General features: G+C 50.7%; 28 protein-coding genes. All 28 read right to left on the bottom strand.

Features of this window, described 5'->3' with window-relative positions; translation table 11 throughout:
* Nucleotides 1–35: 35 nt before the first annotated feature.
* Nucleotides 36–383 (bottom strand): DUF3168 domain-containing protein, encoded by a 348-nt coding sequence (locus tag DD597_RS08640; RefSeq protein WP_045619482.1) that lies wholly within the window; start codon nucleotides 381–383, stop codon nucleotides 36–38.
* The gene (locus DD597_RS08645; RefSeq protein ID WP_058671167.1) at nucleotides 380–829 is read right to left on the bottom strand and encodes an HK97-gp10 family putative phage morphogenesis protein; all 450 of its coding nucleotides are present in this window, start codon (nucleotides 827–829) and stop codon (nucleotides 380–382) included. Before DD597_RS08645 ends, DD597_RS08640 begins: the two co-directional genes overlap by 4 nt.
* Nucleotides 826–1,164 carry a phage head closure protein gene (locus tag DD597_RS08650; protein ID WP_104717539.1) on the bottom strand — a complete coding sequence of 113 codons (339 nt, stop codon included), beginning with the start codon at nucleotides 1,162–1,164 and terminating at the stop codon, nucleotides 826–828. The genes DD597_RS08645 and DD597_RS08650 overlap by 4 nt, the downstream gene beginning before the upstream one ends.
* An 8-nt stretch (nucleotides 1,165–1,172) precedes the next feature.
* A complete protein-coding gene (locus DD597_RS08655) occupies nucleotides 1,173–1,493 on the bottom strand; it encodes a head-tail connector protein (RefSeq protein ID WP_016150483.1) in 321 nt (106 codons plus the stop codon).
* The gene (locus tag DD597_RS24840; RefSeq protein WP_165298115.1) at nucleotides 1,490–1,744 is read right to left on the bottom strand and encodes a hypothetical protein; all 255 of its coding nucleotides are present in this window, start codon (nucleotides 1,742–1,744) and stop codon (nucleotides 1,490–1,492) included. The genes DD597_RS08655 and DD597_RS24840 overlap by 4 nt, the downstream gene beginning before the upstream one ends.
* A 38-nt stretch (nucleotides 1,745–1,782) precedes the next feature.
* Nucleotides 1,783–2,991, bottom strand: coding sequence for a phage major capsid protein (locus DD597_RS08660; protein WP_016150485.1), 1,209 nt, complete (start codon nucleotides 2,989–2,991; stop codon nucleotides 1,783–1,785).
* Nucleotides 2,992–3,004: 13 nt separating this feature from the next.
* Complete coding sequence (locus tag DD597_RS08665) at nucleotides 3,005–3,658, bottom strand: HK97 family phage prohead protease (protein WP_129256092.1); 654 nt, start codon at nucleotides 3,656–3,658, stop codon at nucleotides 3,005–3,007.
* Complete coding sequence (locus DD597_RS08670; RefSeq protein WP_129256093.1) at nucleotides 3,645–4,874, bottom strand: phage portal protein; 1,230 nt, start codon at nucleotides 4,872–4,874, stop codon at nucleotides 3,645–3,647. The genes DD597_RS08665 and DD597_RS08670 overlap by 14 nt, the downstream gene beginning before the upstream one ends.
* The gene (locus DD597_RS08675; protein ID WP_008323320.1) at nucleotides 4,874–5,059 is read right to left on the bottom strand and encodes a hypothetical protein; all 186 of its coding nucleotides are present in this window, start codon (nucleotides 5,057–5,059) and stop codon (nucleotides 4,874–4,876) included. Before DD597_RS08675 ends, DD597_RS08670 begins: the two co-directional genes overlap by 1 nt.
* 10 nt (nucleotides 5,060–5,069) lie before the next feature.
* A complete protein-coding gene (locus DD597_RS08680) occupies nucleotides 5,070–6,827 on the bottom strand; it encodes a terminase large subunit (RefSeq protein ID WP_129256094.1) in 1,758 nt (585 codons plus the stop codon).
* The gene (locus DD597_RS08685) at nucleotides 6,827–7,324 is read right to left on the bottom strand and encodes a phage terminase small subunit P27 family (RefSeq protein ID WP_129256095.1); all 498 of its coding nucleotides are present in this window, start codon (nucleotides 7,322–7,324) and stop codon (nucleotides 6,827–6,829) included. The genes DD597_RS08680 and DD597_RS08685 overlap by 1 nt, the downstream gene beginning before the upstream one ends.
* Before the next feature lie 156 nt (nucleotides 7,325–7,480).
* On the bottom strand, nucleotides 7,481–7,831 hold the full coding sequence (locus tag DD597_RS08690) for an HNH endonuclease (RefSeq protein ID WP_071949306.1): 351 nt from the start codon (nucleotides 7,829–7,831) through the stop codon (nucleotides 7,481–7,483).
* Complete coding sequence (locus DD597_RS08695) at nucleotides 7,819–8,616, bottom strand: hypothetical protein (protein ID WP_242512650.1); 798 nt, start codon at nucleotides 8,614–8,616, stop codon at nucleotides 7,819–7,821. Before DD597_RS08695 ends, DD597_RS08690 begins: the two co-directional genes overlap by 13 nt.
* Before the next feature lie 230 nt (nucleotides 8,617–8,846).
* On the bottom strand, nucleotides 8,847–9,074 hold the full coding sequence (locus DD597_RS08700; protein WP_057060355.1) for a hypothetical protein: 228 nt from the start codon (nucleotides 9,072–9,074) through the stop codon (nucleotides 8,847–8,849).
* 65 nt (nucleotides 9,075–9,139) lie between these two features.
* Entirely contained in the window at nucleotides 9,140–9,334 is a 195-nt protein-coding gene (locus DD597_RS08705) for a hypothetical protein (protein WP_129256096.1), read from the bottom strand.
* Nucleotides 9,335–9,403: 69 nt separating this feature from the next.
* The gene (locus DD597_RS08710; protein WP_022648762.1) at nucleotides 9,404–9,592 is read right to left on the bottom strand and encodes a hypothetical protein; all 189 of its coding nucleotides are present in this window, start codon (nucleotides 9,590–9,592) and stop codon (nucleotides 9,404–9,406) included.
* Nucleotides 9,593–9,798: 206 nt separating this feature from the next.
* Nucleotides 9,799–9,936, bottom strand: a complete 138-nt coding sequence (locus DD597_RS08720; RefSeq protein WP_230941248.1) for a hypothetical protein — start codon at nucleotides 9,934–9,936, stop codon at nucleotides 9,799–9,801.
* Between the two features lie 4 nt (nucleotides 9,937–9,940).
* The gene (locus tag DD597_RS08725; protein WP_057060356.1) at nucleotides 9,941–10,210 is read right to left on the bottom strand and encodes a hypothetical protein; all 270 of its coding nucleotides are present in this window, start codon (nucleotides 10,208–10,210) and stop codon (nucleotides 9,941–9,943) included.
* Nucleotides 10,211–10,217: 7 nt separating this feature from the next.
* On the bottom strand, nucleotides 10,218–10,847 hold the full coding sequence (locus tag DD597_RS08730) for a glycoside hydrolase family 19 protein (protein ID WP_129256098.1): 630 nt from the start codon (nucleotides 10,845–10,847) through the stop codon (nucleotides 10,218–10,220).
* Entirely contained in the window at nucleotides 10,847–11,128 is a 282-nt protein-coding gene (locus DD597_RS08735; RefSeq protein ID WP_045338888.1) for a phage holin family protein, read from the bottom strand. Before DD597_RS08735 ends, DD597_RS08730 begins: the two co-directional genes overlap by 1 nt.
* Nucleotides 11,115–11,510, bottom strand: a complete 396-nt coding sequence (locus DD597_RS08740) for a phage holin family protein (RefSeq protein WP_017145563.1) — start codon at nucleotides 11,508–11,510, stop codon at nucleotides 11,115–11,117. Before DD597_RS08740 ends, DD597_RS08735 begins: the two co-directional genes overlap by 14 nt.
* Before the next feature lie 155 nt (nucleotides 11,511–11,665).
* Nucleotides 11,666–12,244 (bottom strand): DUF1133 family protein, encoded by a 579-nt coding sequence (locus DD597_RS08745; RefSeq protein WP_048206689.1) that lies wholly within the window; start codon nucleotides 12,242–12,244, stop codon nucleotides 11,666–11,668.
* Entirely contained in the window at nucleotides 12,237–12,881 is a 645-nt protein-coding gene (locus tag DD597_RS08750) for an MT-A70 family methyltransferase (RefSeq protein WP_048206688.1), read from the bottom strand. The genes DD597_RS08745 and DD597_RS08750 overlap by 8 nt, the downstream gene beginning before the upstream one ends.
* Nucleotides 12,878–13,522 carry a recombination protein NinG gene (locus DD597_RS08755; protein WP_129256099.1) on the bottom strand — a complete coding sequence of 215 codons (645 nt, stop codon included), beginning with the start codon at nucleotides 13,520–13,522 and terminating at the stop codon, nucleotides 12,878–12,880. Before DD597_RS08755 ends, DD597_RS08750 begins: the two co-directional genes overlap by 4 nt.
* Nucleotides 13,492–14,463 (bottom strand): toprim domain-containing protein, encoded by a 972-nt coding sequence (locus DD597_RS08760; protein WP_048206686.1) that lies wholly within the window; start codon nucleotides 14,461–14,463, stop codon nucleotides 13,492–13,494. The genes DD597_RS08755 and DD597_RS08760 overlap by 31 nt, the downstream gene beginning before the upstream one ends.
* Nucleotides 14,460–15,992, bottom strand: a complete 1,533-nt coding sequence (locus tag DD597_RS08765; RefSeq protein WP_129256100.1) for a DEAD/DEAH box helicase — start codon at nucleotides 15,990–15,992, stop codon at nucleotides 14,460–14,462. Before DD597_RS08765 ends, DD597_RS08760 begins: the two co-directional genes overlap by 4 nt.
* On the bottom strand, nucleotides 15,985–16,260 hold the full coding sequence (locus tag DD597_RS08770) for an NUMOD4 domain-containing protein (RefSeq protein WP_048206684.1): 276 nt from the start codon (nucleotides 16,258–16,260) through the stop codon (nucleotides 15,985–15,987). Before DD597_RS08770 ends, DD597_RS08765 begins: the two co-directional genes overlap by 8 nt.
* A 475-nt stretch (nucleotides 16,261–16,735) precedes the next feature.
* Complete coding sequence (locus DD597_RS08780) at nucleotides 16,736–17,206, bottom strand: YmfL family putative regulatory protein (RefSeq protein WP_048206682.1); 471 nt, start codon at nucleotides 17,204–17,206, stop codon at nucleotides 16,736–16,738.
* Nucleotides 17,207–17,210 lie beyond the last annotated feature (4 nt).

Here is a 17,210-nt window from a genome sequence, read left to right on the forward strand (position 1 = left end):
CCGCCATCAGGCGGGTTCGTTGGGTGAATTAATTGTCAGGGGGTAACTTTAAAATCCAGGGTGGCACGGTAGAGCCGATAATCTGGCTCGTAACCGGGGATTTTTACCACCTCTGTAGGGTTTAAGGGCTTAAGCGAAGCGAGCGCCAAATCTCTCAGGGTGCGTGATTCAGTGATCGTAGTGGAATACACATCTACCTGAATGGAAACCCTGCTCTCTGCCTGGCCGCACAGCACGTCAGCGGAAACATCATCGACGATGGAAAAAATAATCCAGGGTGGCGAGACAGACGGTTTTCCGTCACTACCTAATGGCGCAACATAGGGGTATACCCGTCCTTCTGCCAGGGAAGAAAGCAAGGCGTAGATATTATCTTCATTCACTTGCTCAATACCTCATCAATAGCCTGATTCATCCTGGCAATGGCGACGCTGGCGGCCTCTTCCTCGCGAGTATCGTAAGCGGGTCGCACAAACGGATGTGCAGGCATGTTCGCGGTGCCCAGCTCAACGAATCGCCAGTAAAAGGCGTTTCTCGGGTTATTCGCCTTCATCGTGTTATCGCTGTTTCCGGTGCGCGGGTTAACGCCACGAATATGGACGCCGGAAGAAATCTCCCCGCGGCGGCGGCTTTTTTGGGTCACCACCACCACGTTTTTTTTCAGTTTGCCGGTTCGTTCAGGCGCCCTTTCTACCACCTCGTCTTTCAGAACCTCTGCACCAGCTCGAGTGGCATCACGCAGAACTTTGTTGTTTTCGGCGCGGCTCAGTAATTCCAGATCACGGGAAATCGCTTCAAGGCCAGAAAAATCAAGACTGATATCAATCACTTTTCCGCTCCATTTTTGCAGAGTATTTCCAGCCTGGTGGCTTTGCTGTCGGGTATGGGGGGACTGATGATATTCAGTACCGCGCCTTTAAATGGTCCTGTGAGCACCTTTAATCTTGACGCAGCAGTCACATCACGCCGGAAACGGACCCACACCCGGATCGTTGCCTGCGCCGTTTCCGCACCCGATTGCAACTGCTCCCTGCCGCTGATACCCAACACTTCCGCCCATATGGTCTTTCCCTCCCGCCACTCTTCAACCGGCTGGCCTGTCGTATCACGAAAAGAAGTAAAGTTCAGGATAGTAACGCGATGGCGTAATCGACCTGCCTGCATACTCCCTCCTACGTTCCCGGTCTTTTGCGGTGCTGTTTGAGAATCGCCTCAACACCGAATGGAATAGTATTGACGCTGTCGTGACTTACTGGCTCTCTGTTCTCATACCAGTGCGATACCAGCAACATCAGGGCCAGCTTGACATCGTCATCAATTACCAGTCCATCCGGGTCATCTTCCGGAACAGCGTCATCATAAAGATGGCGATTAACAATTTTTTCGGCATGTTTCAGAGAGGCATTAAGGTACAGTTCCAGCATTACATCTTCGGCATCGTCATCACTGTCGATGCGGCATTGGTAGCGAAGCTCTTGTATGGATGGCTTCATTTGGTTTTCCCGCGTTTTGTTACCGCTGGCTCTGGCTCTGGCTCTGGCTCTGGCTCTGGCTCTGGCTCTGGCTCTGGCTCTGGCTCTGCAGGGACATGAACACCGCCACCACCAAATTTGATAATGCCTAGTTCGGCAGCAATTTCCTCAGCGCGGACAGGTAGCTCACCGTCCGGATACACCCCTGCGGGAATGGATTCGACAATACAACCATCTGGGGACCACTTAAGTTCACGCAATAATTCAGGCATAAATCACCTCGAAAAATCGGGGCCGAAGCCCCAGAGAATTAAGCGCCAGTGCCGATCTGCAGCAGTTTAATGGCCTGAGAATCCACCAGCATTCCCCCGGTTCGTTTGGTGGTGTAGAAACCAACGAATGGTTTTTTGGTGTAGGGGTCACGAAGAATGCGGGTGCCGATGCGGTCAACAATGGTGTAACCACGCTTGAAATTGCCAAATGCAATTGCTTTAGCATCAGCCGCGATATCCGGCATCTGTTCGTTCTCTGCCACACCGTACCCGGCCAGAGAGGAAGGCTGACCCAGTTCCAGACCAGGACGCCACAGGTAGTTGCCTTCTGAATCTTTCAGGATTCGGATAGCAAACAGACTGTTGTTGTTCATCATGAACTTAGCGCCATTACGATGCACTTTACGCAGCGTGTAGACCAGTTTGATGATCGCATCAGCCGTTACGCCTGCCGCAGCGCCAGAGAGAATGTGCTGGAGAGTACCAAATGCACGAGTCTTGTCAGGATCAAGCGTGGAAGCGTATGCCAGAAAACCTTTCGGCTTCTTCGTCCCGTTACCGCTGGTAAAGGCGATTTCTTCCTGCTCTGCAAACTCAATTGCCAGTTCGCTGTTGATCCAGTCTTCGACGTTGAAAAAGGCATCATCCAGCATGGTTTGAGTCGCCTGCGGGTTACCGTAAATTTCTCCCATGAACGGCTCAATCTGACCGAGTTTAGACGCATCGGTTTCCGGGCGGGCATCAGTTTCACCAACCCAGCCGGAAGCCGTACCGCCGAGATTAACCAGTTTTTTATAGTTAGCGCCGCCGACTGTGATGGTTGTCGCCTCCTGGCGCATCACCACTTCATCTTTCAGAAGATTAAGGATCGTGCGATCCAGCTCTTCCGGCACGGCATAGCCACCATCTTCATCCACACCTACCTGCAGAGCTTTGCGTTCAAGTTCGCGCAGCCCGTCATCTTTACCCTTGCGCATAAAGCCAATGAAAGCGGTTTTATGTTCGCTTGCGGCTTTGCTCTGAGGACCACCGGCTGGACGTTTAACCTGCTTCAGTTCCTCTTCCAGCGCAGATTTAAGCTCATCCAGTTCAGACAACTTGCCGTTTAAGGTTTCAACCTCCCCCGCCAGCTTGCCCTTTTCCTGTTCAACTGCTTCCAGGCGCTTATCGTTCTTTTCTTTGAACGCATCAAACTTCGCCTGCAGTTCCTGCGCGACCTGCTCTACGTCTTTAACGTCAACTGACATAATTAACTCCTGATTAAAATTTGATGTTTTTCAGTGCATCCAGTGCGGTACTCACTTCATCAACATCACGCTGTGAAAGTGAGCTATAACCCCCGGCCATGAATGCTTTAGCCTGGGTGCGTGAGAGCCCAACATCGCGCAGGACTCGTTCAATACTTTTTTGAGAAGGGATTTCTCCGCGGGAAAATGCGCTTTTGACATCACTTACACGCGCTTCATCGTTCGACGGAAACGTGACGAGACTGACTTCCCACAGGTCGATCTCTTTGAGAAGGAACACGCCCTTAACACGGTCGTACTCCCAGTCTTTCAGCATGTAACCAATAGAAAGGCCGGTTAAAGAACCGGCCTTCATGTGGGCGTGTGCGCGTTTTGAAAGGGGATCGTCATCAATGAGTAACCGGCCTTTAACATAAAGGCCAACCTCATCTTCCTTCATCTCAGTGTAAATACCGATGGGTTCATCCATACGGTGCTGCCAGAGTAATGCAGGGAGAGCATTCTTTTCTTTCCATGCCTGAAGGGAGGACGAAAAAGCGCCTGGCACAACAACATCATCGTAGCTGTCCTTTACGCCAAAAACAGAGCCATAGCCTTCAAACTCCCCGCTGTCGCTGACAGACTTTAGCTGTAGCGGAATATCCAGCCGCTGTTTAGTCATCGGCATTATGTTGTTCCTCGGTTGTTTTGTTCTTGCTGCTGTCTGACGGCTTCGTCGTCATGTTCATTGGCGTAAGGTAAATATCTCCGCCTGCGCGTGGGTTAAGTTCTTCAAGTTCCCGGCAGTCATTTGGTGAGTAAATACCCCAGTTAATGCCTGTTGAATACGCCTCAAATCGCGACTTCATATCCCCGCGCAGCAATGCGCCGGCATTGAATTTTGCGTAGTACACACCCTGCTTTGATTCCTTCACCAGCCCGATGTTGATTCGCTGCTCAATACGGGTCATATACGGAACGAGTGAATAATTGATAAACCCCATGCCGAGATTTTCAATATTGTTAAACGTCGAGCGGTCAGTGTTCTGCACCATGTGCATCGGCACCCGGAACAGGCGGCATATTTCCTCCAGCTGGAATTTTCTGGTCTCAAGGAACTGACTGTCTTCCGCATTGAGAGCCATTGACTTCCAGTCCAGTCCCATTTCGAGAATCATTGGTCGGTGCGCGTTGCTCAGCCCGAGGTGACGATCCTCAAAATCTTTTTTCAGCCTTGCGTAAGCAGCATCAGTGAGCGTTTGTTCAGTACGGAGTACGCCGGAGGTAACCGCGCCATTTGAGAACAACCGCGCCCCATGTTCCTCTGTTGCCATTCCCAGAGATATTGCTTCTCTTGCATAGGCTATAGGGTTCAGTCCCACCAGCCCGTCAAAGGTAAGCGTTCTGACATGCCAGATATCATCCTGCCCAAGCACATCTGTTGAGCCATCGGGGAATGTTACCTGGTAAACCGGCTGCCACTGGCTGTTAAGCTTTGGTTCAACACACCCGGGGTCAATGGGAAGAAGCTCCACCACCTCGCCAAGCGCTTTAACTTTGTAGGCGTAAAAATTACCGCGAAGACAAAGACAGACAATGACCAGTTCCCAGAACTCCTGGGGGGTCATGTAATCATTTGGCTTCATCGTCAGTAATTTATGCAGCCTTTCGGAAGTCGCTTTTTGTTTACTGTTTCCGGTTATCTTGTAAAGGTTACAGGGCAGCATGCCCATCGACTCAGCAAGAACACGGATGCAACCGAAAACCGCTGTAAGCCGCATGGCTTTCTGGCTGCTTACCCTTTTCCCTGTATAGGTGTCGTAAGTCATTCCCACTGCTTCAGCGAGTTCTGCCGCAGTAGTGACAGGGGCATCACTTTTTTTGAACATTCCGGGGAAAAACATCAGTCAGTCCCTCCTCGCAATGTTTTCCCGGCCAGCGAAAGCGTGCGGGAAACCAGCCATGACCAGATAAGGCAAAGCATACCGGCACTGATTAAACCTCCTGGCGGATAAATCATCCATACACCAAACGAAAGCAAAATAGCGCCCATCACCCCGATCAGCGGGGCGAGAATCATCAGGATCATAACTGCCTCTTTATAATGAACGGACGCCGTAACTTTCCAGATGGTCAGAGAGGCTGTCCTGTTGTTCGCCGCCGTTTACAAGCATGCGGCTCATTGCGGTAAACAAGGCGGCAGGCCCGTCTATTTTCGCTTCTGGCGTGGATTTGTTCGGAAAAATATTGTCGTTTTTGTCAGGCTTGACGGTGACGTTAGACATCATCCAGTTCATAACCGGATGATTGCTGTGATGAAAACGCCCGCCATAAACCAGAGACTCCACCTCTTTCATTGACTCAGAAAAGTTTCTGACCGTCTGCGGAACCTCCACCAGCGGTACACCCTCTTCTGCCAGAGCCAGGCTAAACTGCGTTGCGCTCCAGGGGTCGAACCCTGTTTCCTTCAGGTTTTCGCCGCTAATCCATTCCAGAAAATCTGCTTTAATCTGCGCATGATCAATAACATCACCATCGGTCAGTTCCAGCTTCCCAAGCTCAGCCCATTTGCGATACATCTGCGCCATTTGAGCGGAACATTTTTCCAGTCGCCCTTCTGGTAACCAGAATTTAAAGTCTGCGTGCGCATGGCCGTTATCTGCCCGCCAGAGTTTTACCGCAGCGCAAATATCAATCTTGTGGGCCAGATCCACGCCAGCCCACATCGGGTAAGTTCTCAGCTCATGACGGGGGGCGATAAACTCGCAGTTTTCCCACTTAATCATGTCCATCCAGGCTGACTCAGCGGTCACCCAGATATTCATGTGTTTGGTGAAAAAGTTAACCCTGGCGGAAACCTGTTCTTTGGCCTTCTTAGCCAGACGGCGAAGGTCATCCCAGCGCTTACAGATACCGAGTCCGGGGTTAGCCTTTTGCCAGACCGTTTCATCAAACGGATCATCATCTTTATCCAGGGTGAAGATGATGGCGAAAAAGGTATCATCCTTCACCGCGCCTTCCACTTCGCTGTTATAGCCACGCAGCACCTTAATGGCATAATCGCGCAGCTCGTAACAAATCCCTTCTTTGTTAAACCCGGCAGTCGTTATACCAAACAGGAGAGACTGCAATCGTGCGCCGGTTGCAGTTTCCAGAACGTCCCAGACATCACGGGTTTTATGCGCATGAAGTTCGTCGACGATGCCACAATGGATATTGAGACCATCCAGATTGTTGGCATCAGAAGAAAGCGGCTCAAACTTGGATGCTGTCTGCTCCTGGTAAATCGCCAGTTTATTGAACTCAAACAGTCGCCCCAGTGTGGGTTTCGCTTTTTTAACCATGTTTTTCGCATCTTCAAAAACGATGCGAGCCTGATCCCGCGTTGTCGCTGCGGAATAAACCTCTGCCCCGCCCTCACCATCGGCGCCAGCCATATAGAGACCAACGCCAGAGGATAATGTCGACTTGGCGTTTTTACGGGCTACCTCGTTATATGCCGTGCGAAACCTGCGAACCATCACAGGACGGCCACTGCCATCATTACGCAGCACAACTTCGCCTGTTTCTTCATTTACCAGGGGAATAACAAAACCGAATATGTTGATCAGAATGAAAATATGCCAGTCCATCAACTCAATCGGCTGGCCTGCCAGTGCTCCTTTTACATGAGGCACGAATTTATAGAAATTGAGGATGTGCTGTGCGCGGGGCTCGCTGAAATAGATACCACGTTCCTCACCGTATTTCAGATCATCAAGAAAACGCTGGCAGGCGAGGCGGACAAATTCACAAGTGATAACTTCACCGGCAACGACGCGTTCGGCGTAACGTATCCCATCGGCAACTTTAGCCATTAGTCCCTCGCTTTCATAAATTCAGTAATAAGATCAACTTCGCCCGGAGTTTTTGTACTTACCTTAGCTCGACTGGCAGGCGTCATTCCGAACTCACCAAGCATGGCTCGCAGCCTCTTCCAGGCGTCGGCTTTCATCATGGCTGCCGGATGCGGCTTGATCATGCGTATTTCACGTTCTTTCCCTTCATCAGCATCATCATCGCTGTATACCGCATAGGTATAACCTTCCCGATCCAGCGTTTCACAATGATGGCGGTATTCCGTATACGCCTCTACCAGCAACTCCAGAGCCCTGGCATCCAACTGAGATATGACGCCAATGGCATCAAGTTCTTCGGCCATCCGCTTAAACCAGTACTTCCCCTGCTTGTCGAAATGCTTGGGAACTGGGGGGACCCCTTTAGGTGGCTGCGGTTCGTTTTTGTTGATTGGTCGTTTGGATGGGTTACCCCTCACCAAACGCAGATGGGTAGGGGTTTTCGGCGGTCCTGACATAATCGAAAACTCCTATTAATCATCGGCTGGGTGACCCCAAAAAAAGTTTTCTAACCTGCGGCGATGTGAAGAAAGGCTAGGCGGCGGTCCTTTAGGTGGCAGGCTCCAGAGATTTGACCCGCCCCTCCCCATGGCCGAACGAGATGATAATGATTATCATTTGATTCGTTCGCGCCCTGTTTTGGTGCGGTGGCAGGGCCAGCAAAGACTTTCGAGGTTTGAGTCATCATCAGTACCGCCGTGTGCCTTTGCCTTGATGTGGTCAACTGTCTTTGCAGGTACTACACGCCCACCGCGCAGGCAGTTCTGGCAAAAATGGTTGTCGCGCTTCAGGATGCGCGCACGCATGATATCCCACGGTCTACCGTAGCCACGCTCGTGGCGACTCTTTCCCTGTTGATGCTGTTGCCAGCCTTCATTGCGGTGCTTCTCGCAGTATCCTGAGCGATCAGTGGTTGTGCCAGGGCAGCCACGCTTACGGCACGCTCGTGGGATTAATGCCGGCATGATTGAAAGCTCGTCCAAATCATTCCACCGGGCTTCAGTGCGTTGCGAATAGCATCGCCAACTACATCATTCACTGCCTGTTGCAGAGCAACGGTTGATGCTGCCTGAGCATCTATCGCAGTCTGAATGGATGTAAACAGATCGCTTTCGCGTACAGCCTTGACAACCAGTTCTTGCATCTCGTCGGTTAGTCGCGTCTTGGTGGCTATGCCAGTCGCTGAAGCAATTGAACTGATTGGTTCAGCGGTAGCTTTATCGCCATCAGCGGGATTAGCCACATCATGACTAATTGCCCCAGGGAAACCACAGAAAGCCAGACCACCATTGAAGGCCGTCTCTTCATTATTGCTGGCTGATTGAGCGGCTTCATTCACCTTAAATCGGTCAGCCTCAAACGCTACCTTGCGCTGGTCACCTTCAACACAGAGATACATGCTAGCTTTCAGGACTTTAAATGCATCGCTGTTACGGATTTTGTTATCCAGTTCACAAATAATCTTTTGTACGTCTGTGGTGTCTATCTCAACACGAACCTTTATCGCTCGTACTAATGGTGCGCGCGGTTCATCAGATACAGATGGACCCTTATCGTCCACTGGCGCTGGCTGACGCTTATTTACCGTGACAGAGGAGGGAAAGTACTCAGGGATACCATTCACCTCGCGGCGCGCGCCCCACGCATCATATTTTGCCGTGCCAGCCGCACTTTGTAGTTCGATACCTTCATTGGTTTCAATAACGTGAAGGCTGCGCATTGCATCTTTTAGGCTTAAAGGTTTTTTCATTTTTAATACCCTTTTAGACGTGAGCCTTTCGCACTGCAAAGCCGCCGAAAGTTAACGGTTTGCCCAGGCTCACAGCTGAAAGACTTTCTTTGATGTGCGCGTGCGATGCGCATAAAAAAACCCCGCAAATTGCGAGGCCGACTTATCCCCTGAAAGGGATATTCAGTGCTTTATCCCTCAGAGGGGATAACCATTATCAAGCCCACCAGCAGGTGAGCTTTTTGTAATGGCTACGATTCCACCGCGTTATGCAGCACTTCCTGACGGGAAATATGCTCGTAACGAGATACCGTCTTCCCGTTCTGGTTCATCACGTAGGCGACCTCGCCGGGTTTAAGGAAAACATTTTTGTCCATTCCAGATACCGCGATGCTCTGCTGTTTGGGATTAAAGCCAACGCTCAGGCCGCAATGAATCTCTTCGCCGCCGCCCGGCGACATCACTTTTACTGTTAACATGCTTCTTCTCCTTCTTCTGGTAATAAAAAGCCCCGCTATTGCGAGGCTATAGGTTGGTTTCAGGACTAATTTATTTTTGTGCAGTGGCTAACCACTACCCTGTTCTTTTCTGCACCTCTGGCTTCAGCCATCGCTTCGGTGTAACCAGTCAGGCTATCTAAGAAAGAATCACCTTTATTAACCCTCATCACAAAATTTCCTTTCTCACACAAATTCCAGTCCTGGTCATAATATTCCCAGGTTAAAAGATATTCGGACATGTAAAGCTCCTTGAAAAATATGTCCGAAAACATTATCACAGGCACTCGGGGAATGCCTGCTGTAATGCCTTAACCCAACTTAGCTCGCACCAGCGCATCTTTGGCTTCAAGCAGTTTGCGTAAGCCTGCTGACTTTTCCGCGCTGTCTGGCAGGGTTTCGTCCATAAGCGCCGCGAGATCACCGATTGGCTTACTCACTTCCTGAAGGTGAGACGGGAGATGCTGATACGCGAAATACTTCATGATTGGAGATGACATTTTTTATCCTCAGTCCACATAGAAATCGTCATTAAGACAACGACGGTTAGATCTGCTGGCGTTGTGCGGGCAGGCGTTAGAATTGTGACCGGTGGCGCCGCAGTAGCTACAGCGCAGATTCTCCCGGTGAGCATTGCCGTTCCATGTATGCGGGCAATTCTCGCGGGTGTGCAAACCAGAACCACAAAAGGTGCATCGCGTGTAACTCATGGGCTGACCTTCTGGCAGTTCGCCTGCCACGCTTTGTTATGCGCCAGGATGTCGCGCTTCGTCTGGCGGTCCAGAACATCCCAGTCATGAGCGGTGCCGTAAATGGGTCTAACCCAATCGCAGGCAGTGTCCACTACCTCAACCCTTACGGGTCCAGTTTGTGCGCAGCTCACGATCAACATCATCGCCAGGCATATGGTTAACGGTCTGCTGTACATTGCTGGCCTCTTTCGTTGTCTCTACCCGGCGTTCTGCTGCTGCGACCATTGCCGCTGCGTTATCTTCGGTACGCTGCTGATCTGCTTTTGCTTCTGCTTTGCTTGAGCCGCGAATATGGCCCAGGCCGAAAGCGCCAGCGATGGCGGCAATGACTGCTGCAGCAATACCAATTAAAGTTTCAAACCCCATAGTGACCTCACACCAGCACAGATTTCGCCAGGTTAAACAGGGTGCGCCGTTGTTCCAGCCCGTTACGGCCGCCGTTGATAAGCAGCGTCACGCGCTCCACGTCGCCGGAATGGAGCAGGCATCCGTGAGAGACATAGAACCATGCAGCGGAGCGCGCAGCATATTCATCCTGTTCCAGCAATTCAGGCTGGGTTACAAGGTCCAACTTCAGCGCGTGGCCACAGTTGCGATAGTTGCTGAGCCCAGTGATTTGCTTCAGGCCGCGACCGCGATATTTCCAGCCATCACCAGCGACCTGATTGCCAAGGTGTTCTTTTCCCCACTCACCACCGTATACCAGATTGGCGATCGCTTTCTGGTTTGCCGGTTGCGTTGCCGTTCTGCCAAGTGCGGCGGCCTGCTGTTGCGTGATGCGGTGGCTACCGAACGTCGGTACCAGGTTTTCAGCCGCGTAATTCAGGTTTTCCACCAGCCGGGTAAATCTGGTGCTTTCGTGCCCCATCTGGGCAATAAACATGGCCTGGTCAAGCGGTGCTGTGATGCCGTATTCCTTCATGGCAGCGTCGATATGTGGAAACCAGCGCGCAGCTAACCCGGCGCTGATACCAGCCGCCTTCTGAAATTGTGATTGGTTCATTAGTGCCTCAGTGCATCAATCAGGCGCGCCATGTTTCCCCGTGCCCAGAGAAGAGCAGCGCAAATCAGAACGTTCACAAGCACCACAAACCAGTGCGATTCGTGATACAGGCCAAACAGGTAACGGAAAGGGACGCTGGCATAAACCAGCACCGTGAAATAAGCCATCAGCGATATCAGTGGACGATGTCTCGCCCCTCCACGCTGGTAAAACATGAGGGCAAGAACGATTACCCCGCAGATGATGGCATTCGCCATTGCACTCGGATCACTTGTTACCATTGCTGGTCCCTCCTCCACGTAAACGAGAGAGAATTCCAAACAGGCTACCCAAATCCTGGCTGTTGACGAACGTCAGCAGCTTAATCGCAATAGCGGCTACGATTACCGCGCCCAGCGCATCAAGTGGCCTGTCGCTATACCCCGTCCATTTGGAGAAGTAAGAGCCAAGAAGTGGAGCGCCAATAACGCCGAAGATGAATGAGGTGATGAAGTAGCCCACCAGCTTAAGGCGGCTGATATTAACCGCCGTAGCGACATAGAACACTGCACCAGCGAATGCGCCAAACACCACACCATAATCAATGCCGGTTGCCAGGCCGAACATGCTGGCCCCCATCAGACCACCAGCCGCTACCGTAGTGCCAGAAACAGGATCGGACATTTAGCCCCCTCTTATTGCCGTGAGTCCTCTCAGAACGAGGGGAAACAAAAAAGGCCGCCCAAAGGCAGCCCTTAAAATAAAAAACCCGCAGCAGTGGCGGGTTTATGTTTTGTTCTGTTGCTCAGTTCGCTTTAACGTCCCGAGCATAACACAATTTAAGCACTTTGCGCGCAAACTTTCAAGCTAAATTTGTCGTCATTTGTTCCGAATGCGTCACACATTGGTGCGTAAAGCATCGATTCTGCAAGATTTAGCCAGACATCAACTCGGCTCTCACAAGTACGCAAGCACCACTCAGGATGTTTTTTGTTCAGGTCGCGAGCCATCGCTTTTTTACTGAGGCGTTTAATGTAACGATCCTCAATTAACCAATATAAATTTTTATGGTCTGCCTGGATGAGCACCTTGCAAAGCACTGAGTTAACGATCAGAGCTTCTTCGTCTGTGCAGAACGCCAGACCACTTTTATGTTTGCTTTCGAGTAACTCTTTGAAGAATGCTTCCAGTTCTGGCTTCTTGATACCGGCTTTTTTCATGCGGCGCAGGGCATCATTGATGGCGGTCTTTGTAACTTTCCCTGCCGCGAGCAGTTGGTTAAACATATTTCCGCCAGAACCACCGCCGATATAAGACCATCGCCCCCACATGCGAAGCTTGCCCTGAATCCAGAGACTTTCGAGAGTCCTGAGGCGAATCATTTCGCCTTTTTTCCCAACTTCAGATGGATTAATCATTGGCGTTCACCTCTTTTATCTGTCCTGTAATAATTTCAATGCTGTTGGTGCATTCGTTTCCCCAGCGGTCCCATCCTTTCCATTCTTCCCGAGCGAATATTTCGATTCTTTTCACTTCTCCGTAAAGTTTTTCCAGTCGGTTCCTTACTTCCCACGGCTTCGCGCTATGTTCGCCAAGGCAGGTATGAACAACCTGTTTTACCGATGCGCTGACGCGGGTTAATCCTGCGCCTCGGGTTGCAATCAATACATCTTCTGTATTGCTGCGCGTATGGTTCCCGCCATTCATGCGGGTTTCACGGTCCAGCATTTCCAGCAGATCGTTAAAGTCCACCAGCTCTCCGGTGTTCAATGCCTTATTGAAGCGATCAGCGGCATTTTGATTCAGCTTCACCCACGTAAACCCTTTCATCGTTCTGACACGGAAACCCCAGGATTCCGCCAGCTCTACTGCTTCCCGGTTGTGTGTCCCGGTGTACCACATTGCCAAAACAGCGTTTTCAGCTGCCAGTGACCATATTGGTAAACGCTTAAGTTCCTCCATGCTCATTGTGCTGTAATGATTACAGGCAGCTCCGTTACTGATTTTGTTGCCATATTCCCAGGGTGGGTCACAGTAGATCAGTTGGTAATTCATGCAGCGCTCCGGTTTTTCAGCTCGCGAGTTTTACGGCGGTATTTGGCCGCAATTTCTTCCAGGTCTTCTTTTGAGTAATTCTTCGCTTCGTGTGGCCCCTCCAGCCATTCCACCAGCTCTAGCCCGTACCAATTAATTAAGGTTTCTCGGTACCGGGCATGAACCGTCTTATTTTTTGCTGTGAACCGGCCAGCGCCACCATTACAGGCCTTGCATTGTCGATAGGCATTTTTCTCTTCGAACCGAAGTTCAGGACGAGCGCCTACACTCATGAAGTGACCACAATCCCATTGACCGCCAAAGATCATCGGCGGGTGATATTCCCCGCAGGATGGGCAAGCTTTGCCCACGTCACGCTCGCGGATGAATGCATTGAATGCTGTCTGAGCCTTCTTAAGAAAATAACCCCGAGGCTGCAGCGCTTTTTTGCGCATCTTCAGCTTGTCCTTTCTTTCGGCCTCTGCCTTTTTGGCTTTGAGCGCACGGTTGTGACCTATAGCGCACAGAGGACCGCAGACCTTTTGCAGGTCACGATCTGGTGTGAAGGTCTCCCCGCAGTGAGCGCATTTTTTCGGTTTGTAAACCTTCAGTTTTGTTTTAACTGGTTTCTTCACTGCTTCATCCCTCTGTGAAATACCCATTCGAATACTTCTGAACCATTCAGAAGCAGATCGTTAAAGTCACCCTGTGCAGGCCAACGAACCGAGACGCTTTCCAAATCGTTCTTTGCGTGTAAGTTTGCAGCTGCACATTCGAATGCAGCTGCGTGACCGGCACCGTTCGCGTCGGAGTCTGCGAAAATAATGAGATTCTTTACCCCTGCAGGAACACGGAACTTCTTCATGAAAGCAGTGTTCATCGTTGCCCAGGTGTTGCATTTGGTGATCTGATGGCACGCCAGCGCGGTTTCGATACCTTCAGCGATGCCAAGCGTTGAGGCTGTAGGGAACATGCGAATTGCAACGGATTTAGCAAACTCCAGGTAACTATCCTCCTGCAGCTTCATCATCTTTTTAGATGCGCCGCCTGTGTTTGCTTTCTTGTCGCCGTCCAGGAGGGTGCGGTGCAGATAACACAGCTCGCCACGGTCATCAGTAGCCAGGGCATAGATGGCCTGAAGGTTTTTCCCGTCGACTGGCTGCGTATCGCAGAACCTGATGCTTTCAGCAGGAAGCGTATTTATTCCCCTTCCCTTCAGATATCTGTCAGCGTTGGTACCTCGTAACGGAATTAGCTTTGCAAACTTACGGCTCACCCTTTCTCGCTGTTGCGCCAGAGATGTACGCACGGGATTTGCAGCAGAGCGAGCAGCGGTGTACTCATTGCCGATAAGCTTGTCCACTTCCGAAGCGAGAACCTTAAACTCTTTGCCCGTTGCGCCAGTCAGCAGGGTCCATCCGTCGCCGGAACCACATACACAAATGAATGACCCGGTGCCGTTCTTGTTGTCACACCGGAATTTGCCCTTGCGACCGCATAACGGACACTCTCCCTTGAAATGATTTTTACCAGTAATGCCAGGCAGGCCGTAATACTCGAAAATTTCAGACCAGCGGCCAATGGCGGCTTGTTTGGTATTCATGCGGCTTGCTCTCCCTGTTTGTTTTTGCCTTTTGCAAAGGCGATTTGCTTGGATTTGATGTAATTGCTGACTTCAGGTGTGATCTCTTTTGGCGTGTGGTGAAGTCCGCGCGGCCAGACACCGAATTTCTGTCGATAGGTATGAGCACACCAACCGTCACTTACAGGTCGGCCCTGCGTTGCTCGGGTGCGCTGATAAAAAAGAATCTGTGACCACCAGGATTGCTTCTGCTCACTGGTGAATTTGACTTCCGCTTTGCTGACCTTCGTCAGTCCACGGGATTTATCGGTTTCAACGTCTTCCCCAGCCAGTGGTTTAAAACCACACTTCGGACAGATGTAAATTCCGGCAGGTTTTACGTAATGGCATTGACTGCACTCTTTCGGCAGTTTTTCCGGCTCGTCAGCTTTTACAACTCGCTGCGGGGCATCTTCCATTCCGTCTGAAGACGACGGGAGATAGTCATATTCAATATCATCGGGGTAGCCAAGTTTATTGACCGTCCCGCTGTGATCGAAGATCAGGCAGTAGTCTTTGCCAGGGGCCGCACGTAAACCACGGCCCAGCGTCTGAATCCAGCGCATTTCGCTTTTGGTTGGACGGGCAAAAATGATGCAGCGGACGTCGCTATCAAATCCGGCTACTAGTACACCAACGTTAATGATGATTTTGGTAATACCCTGCTCAAATCGGCGGATGGTCAGCTGGCGTTCGTCGTGTGGTGTGCTGGCAGTCATGACTTCAACCGCTACACCGGCACGCGAAAATTCCATGGTCACATAGTTCGCATGAGCAACATCCACGCAGAAACAAATCGTCGGCCGGTCTTCTCCATTCTCAAGCCAGTTTTTTACGATGTCGCCGACCAGTTTGGCTTCACTCATAACTTTACTGAGTTGGCCTTCTTTGTAATCACTCCCATAACCAGCGACATAGGACGTTTCAACACCTGAAAGATCGGGGTGTGACGGTGCGTAAAACTCATATTTACTAAGAGCGCCAATAGCGATCAGCTCTTTCATCGTCGTTGGCTTAATCAGACGCTGATAGTAATTGCCCAAGAATTTAGCGAAAGGTGTTCCAGAAAGGCCGATCACCTTCGTTGAAGTGTTACGGGTTAGGTTGTCGATAACTTCCAGAAGCTTTTTGCGCTTCAGGTGTGCTTCATCAACGATCAGCAGTTCGATATTGTCAGGAAATTCACGTCGAATAAGCGTATCAGCGCTCGCAATCTGAATGAGCGCGTTTGGGTTGTACGACGGATGATCACGCCAGACATAACTGATCTCTTCGCCAGGAAGGCCATATTCCATGAAACGCGTTGCTGTTTGGTCCAGCAGAACGGTGTAAGGCGCAACAAACATTACACGCATCTGACGACTTACAAATCCGTCAGTGATCAGCGCTGCAATGGCAGTTTTGCCAAAACCAACAGGTGCATAGAGCATGAAAGAATTATTTCCCTTCCATGCGCTGCGCAACATGTTGAGTGCGACGATCTGTTTCTCACGCGGCTGGATGTTAAGCATTGGCTGATACCTCCCCAAATGCTTTCGCAACCAGATCGGCGATTACAAACTTTTGACGCTGACGCTGTACCGAAAGCACAACGGTTTTGGTCCCGTCTTTACGCATCCGGCCTTTGAGAAAGCCACCGTGGATGTGCCGAATAAAATATTCAGAATTAGCCAGACGTGGAATGCTGCGCACCCGGCCAAGATTGCTGACTTCGTAAGCTTTGGAATAAAGCTCTACTGGGACTGGAGCCCATTTTTCGTTAGCTTCTGAATAAATCATTTAAATCTCCTTTTGGATGGCTAAACGTCTGGATTTCCAATCGACGGTTTAACCCCATACAGTGATCTATCTGTTAGATCGATCTCTTCTGGTAAAGCTGTTCCAGCCCTTCGGGCTAAAACCCAACACCGCCCCCTTTCCCCCAAACCAGATTTAAAAATTCATACCCTGGGTGGGGGTGACGTATATCCCCTGACTGCCGGGGTATACCTCGTGCAAAACTCTCGCAATCGGCGATTAGCATTCCGCCGTGCTGCGTTCTGCTGCCGGAATGACACAGGTTCAGCGTCGAACGCTTCCTGGTACGCCTGCGCATACGCAATCGCGATTTTTTCCCGCATACCTGCCGGGAGCGTTGATAACTGCTCTTTAATCCACGGGGCGTCCTCACGAGCAAAAACCGTGGGCATAGTCACGTGGAAATTTTGTTCCTGATACATCGGCCCTCCTGATTACATGGTGAGCCTGTAAGGAGTTACTCTCGCTTTGGTTTTCGTCGACCAAAGACGGCAAGGATGGAATTCACTTCTTCCTCTCGGGCGGCAAGATGCTTTCTGTGGTAAAACCTGATTTCATCAGCTTCGGCTTCATCAATGACCCCATCTTCAAGGGCAAGATTGATGACCTGATCCACATGCCCACGCATGGCGGCTGTTTTCATGGCTTTATTGAATAATTCGACCCGATCGAGTTCTTCAAACTTGGGGACCTCCACCAGCAATGCTCCGCGTCGCTTTGCGAAGTAATCAGCCAGTTCGGCGGTATCTGAAATATCTTCCATCGCCTCAAGTTCAGCGACTTCGAAGAACCGGCACCCGTTTTTCTCATACAGGTTGTTATTAAACTGCGTGACGGTCATACCAAGAGCGCCAGCCATAGCCTCACGCCCGCCGGGGTATGCCTTACACATTGCTTTCACAACTTCTTTGAGACTTTGCTCTACCATCTTG

It is taken from the genome of Enterobacter cloacae complex sp. 677-3DZ2D5B (genome assembly GCF_004136695.1).
Taxonomy (GTDB): Bacteria; Pseudomonadota; Gammaproteobacteria; order Enterobacterales; family Enterobacteriaceae; genus Enterobacter; species Enterobacter hormaechei_C.

Coding starts and splice junctions, on each gene's coding strand:
- DD597_RS08665 (WP_129256092.1), bottom strand. CDS start 3,658: ATGCCGATGACTAAACAGCGGCTGGATATTCCGCTACAGCTAAAGTCT.
- DD597_RS24840 (WP_165298115.1), bottom strand. CDS start 1,744: ATGCCTGAATTATTGCGTGAACTTAAGTGGTCCCCAGATGGTTGTATT.
- DD597_RS08680 (WP_129256094.1), bottom strand. CDS start 6,827: ATGGCTAAAGTTGCCGATGGGATACGTTACGCCGAACGCGTCGTTGCC.
- DD597_RS08685 (WP_129256095.1), bottom strand. CDS start 7,324: ATGTCAGGACCGCCGAAAACCCCTACCCATCTGCGTTTGGTGAGGGGT.
- DD597_RS08750 (WP_048206688.1), bottom strand. CDS start 12,881: ATGAATTACCAACTGATCTACTGTGACCCACCCTGGGAATATGGCAAC.
- DD597_RS08700 (WP_057060355.1), bottom strand. CDS start 9,074: ATGTTAACAGTAAAAGTGATGTCGCCGGGCGGCGGCGAAGAGATTCAT.
- DD597_RS08740 (WP_017145563.1), bottom strand. CDS start 11,510: ATGTCCGATCCTGTTTCTGGCACTACGGTAGCGGCTGGTGGTCTGATG.
- DD597_RS08725 (WP_057060356.1), bottom strand. CDS start 10,210: ATGGGGTTTGAAACTTTAATTGGTATTGCTGCAGCAGTCATTGCCGCC.
- DD597_RS08705 (WP_129256096.1), bottom strand. CDS start 9,334: ATGTCCGAATATCTTTTAACCTGGGAATATTATGACCAGGACTGGAAT.
- DD597_RS08765 (WP_129256100.1), bottom strand. CDS start 15,992: ATGCTTAACATCCAGCCGCGTGAGAAACAGATCGTCGCACTCAACATG.
- DD597_RS08770 (WP_048206684.1), bottom strand. CDS start 16,260: ATGATTTATTCAGAAGCTAACGAAAAATGGGCTCCAGTCCCAGTAGAG.
- DD597_RS08710 (WP_022648762.1), bottom strand. CDS start 9,592: ATGTCATCTCCAATCATGAAGTATTTCGCGTATCAGCATCTCCCGTCT.
- DD597_RS08780 (WP_048206682.1), bottom strand. CDS start 17,206: ATGGTAGAGCAAAGTCTCAAAGAAGTTGTGAAAGCAATGTGTAAGGCA.
- DD597_RS08695 (WP_242512650.1), bottom strand. CDS start 8,616: ATGAAAAAACCTTTAAGCCTAAAAGATGCAATGCGCAGCCTTCACGTT.
- DD597_RS08760 (WP_048206686.1), bottom strand. CDS start 14,463: ATGAATACCAAACAAGCCGCCATTGGCCGCTGGTCTGAAATTTTCGAG.
- DD597_RS08655 (WP_016150483.1), bottom strand. CDS start 1,493: ATGAAGCCATCCATACAAGAGCTTCGCTACCAATGCCGCATCGACAGT.
- DD597_RS08670 (WP_129256093.1), bottom strand. CDS start 4,874: ATGTTTTTCCCCGGAATGTTCAAAAAAAGTGATGCCCCTGTCACTACT.
- DD597_RS08675 (WP_008323320.1), bottom strand. CDS start 5,059: ATGATCCTGATGATTCTCGCCCCGCTGATCGGGGTGATGGGCGCTATT.
- DD597_RS08755 (WP_129256099.1), bottom strand. CDS start 13,522: ATGGGTATTTCACAGAGGGATGAAGCAGTGAAGAAACCAGTTAAAACA.
- DD597_RS08735 (WP_045338888.1), bottom strand. CDS start 11,128: ATGGTAACAAGTGATCCGAGTGCAATGGCGAATGCCATCATCTGCGGG.
- DD597_RS08730 (WP_129256098.1), bottom strand. CDS start 10,847: ATGAACCAATCACAATTTCAGAAGGCGGCTGGTATCAGCGCCGGGTTA.
- DD597_RS08745 (WP_048206689.1), bottom strand. CDS start 12,244: ATGATTAATCCATCTGAAGTTGGGAAAAAAGGCGAAATGATTCGCCTC.
- DD597_RS08690 (WP_071949306.1), bottom strand. CDS start 7,831: ATGCCGGCATTAATCCCACGAGCGTGCCGTAAGCGTGGCTGCCCTGGC.
- DD597_RS08660 (WP_016150485.1), bottom strand. CDS start 2,991: ATGTCAGTTGACGTTAAAGACGTAGAGCAGGTCGCGCAGGAACTGCAG.
- DD597_RS08650 (WP_104717539.1), bottom strand. CDS start 1,164: ATGCAGGCAGGTCGATTACGCCATCGCGTTACTATCCTGAACTTTACT.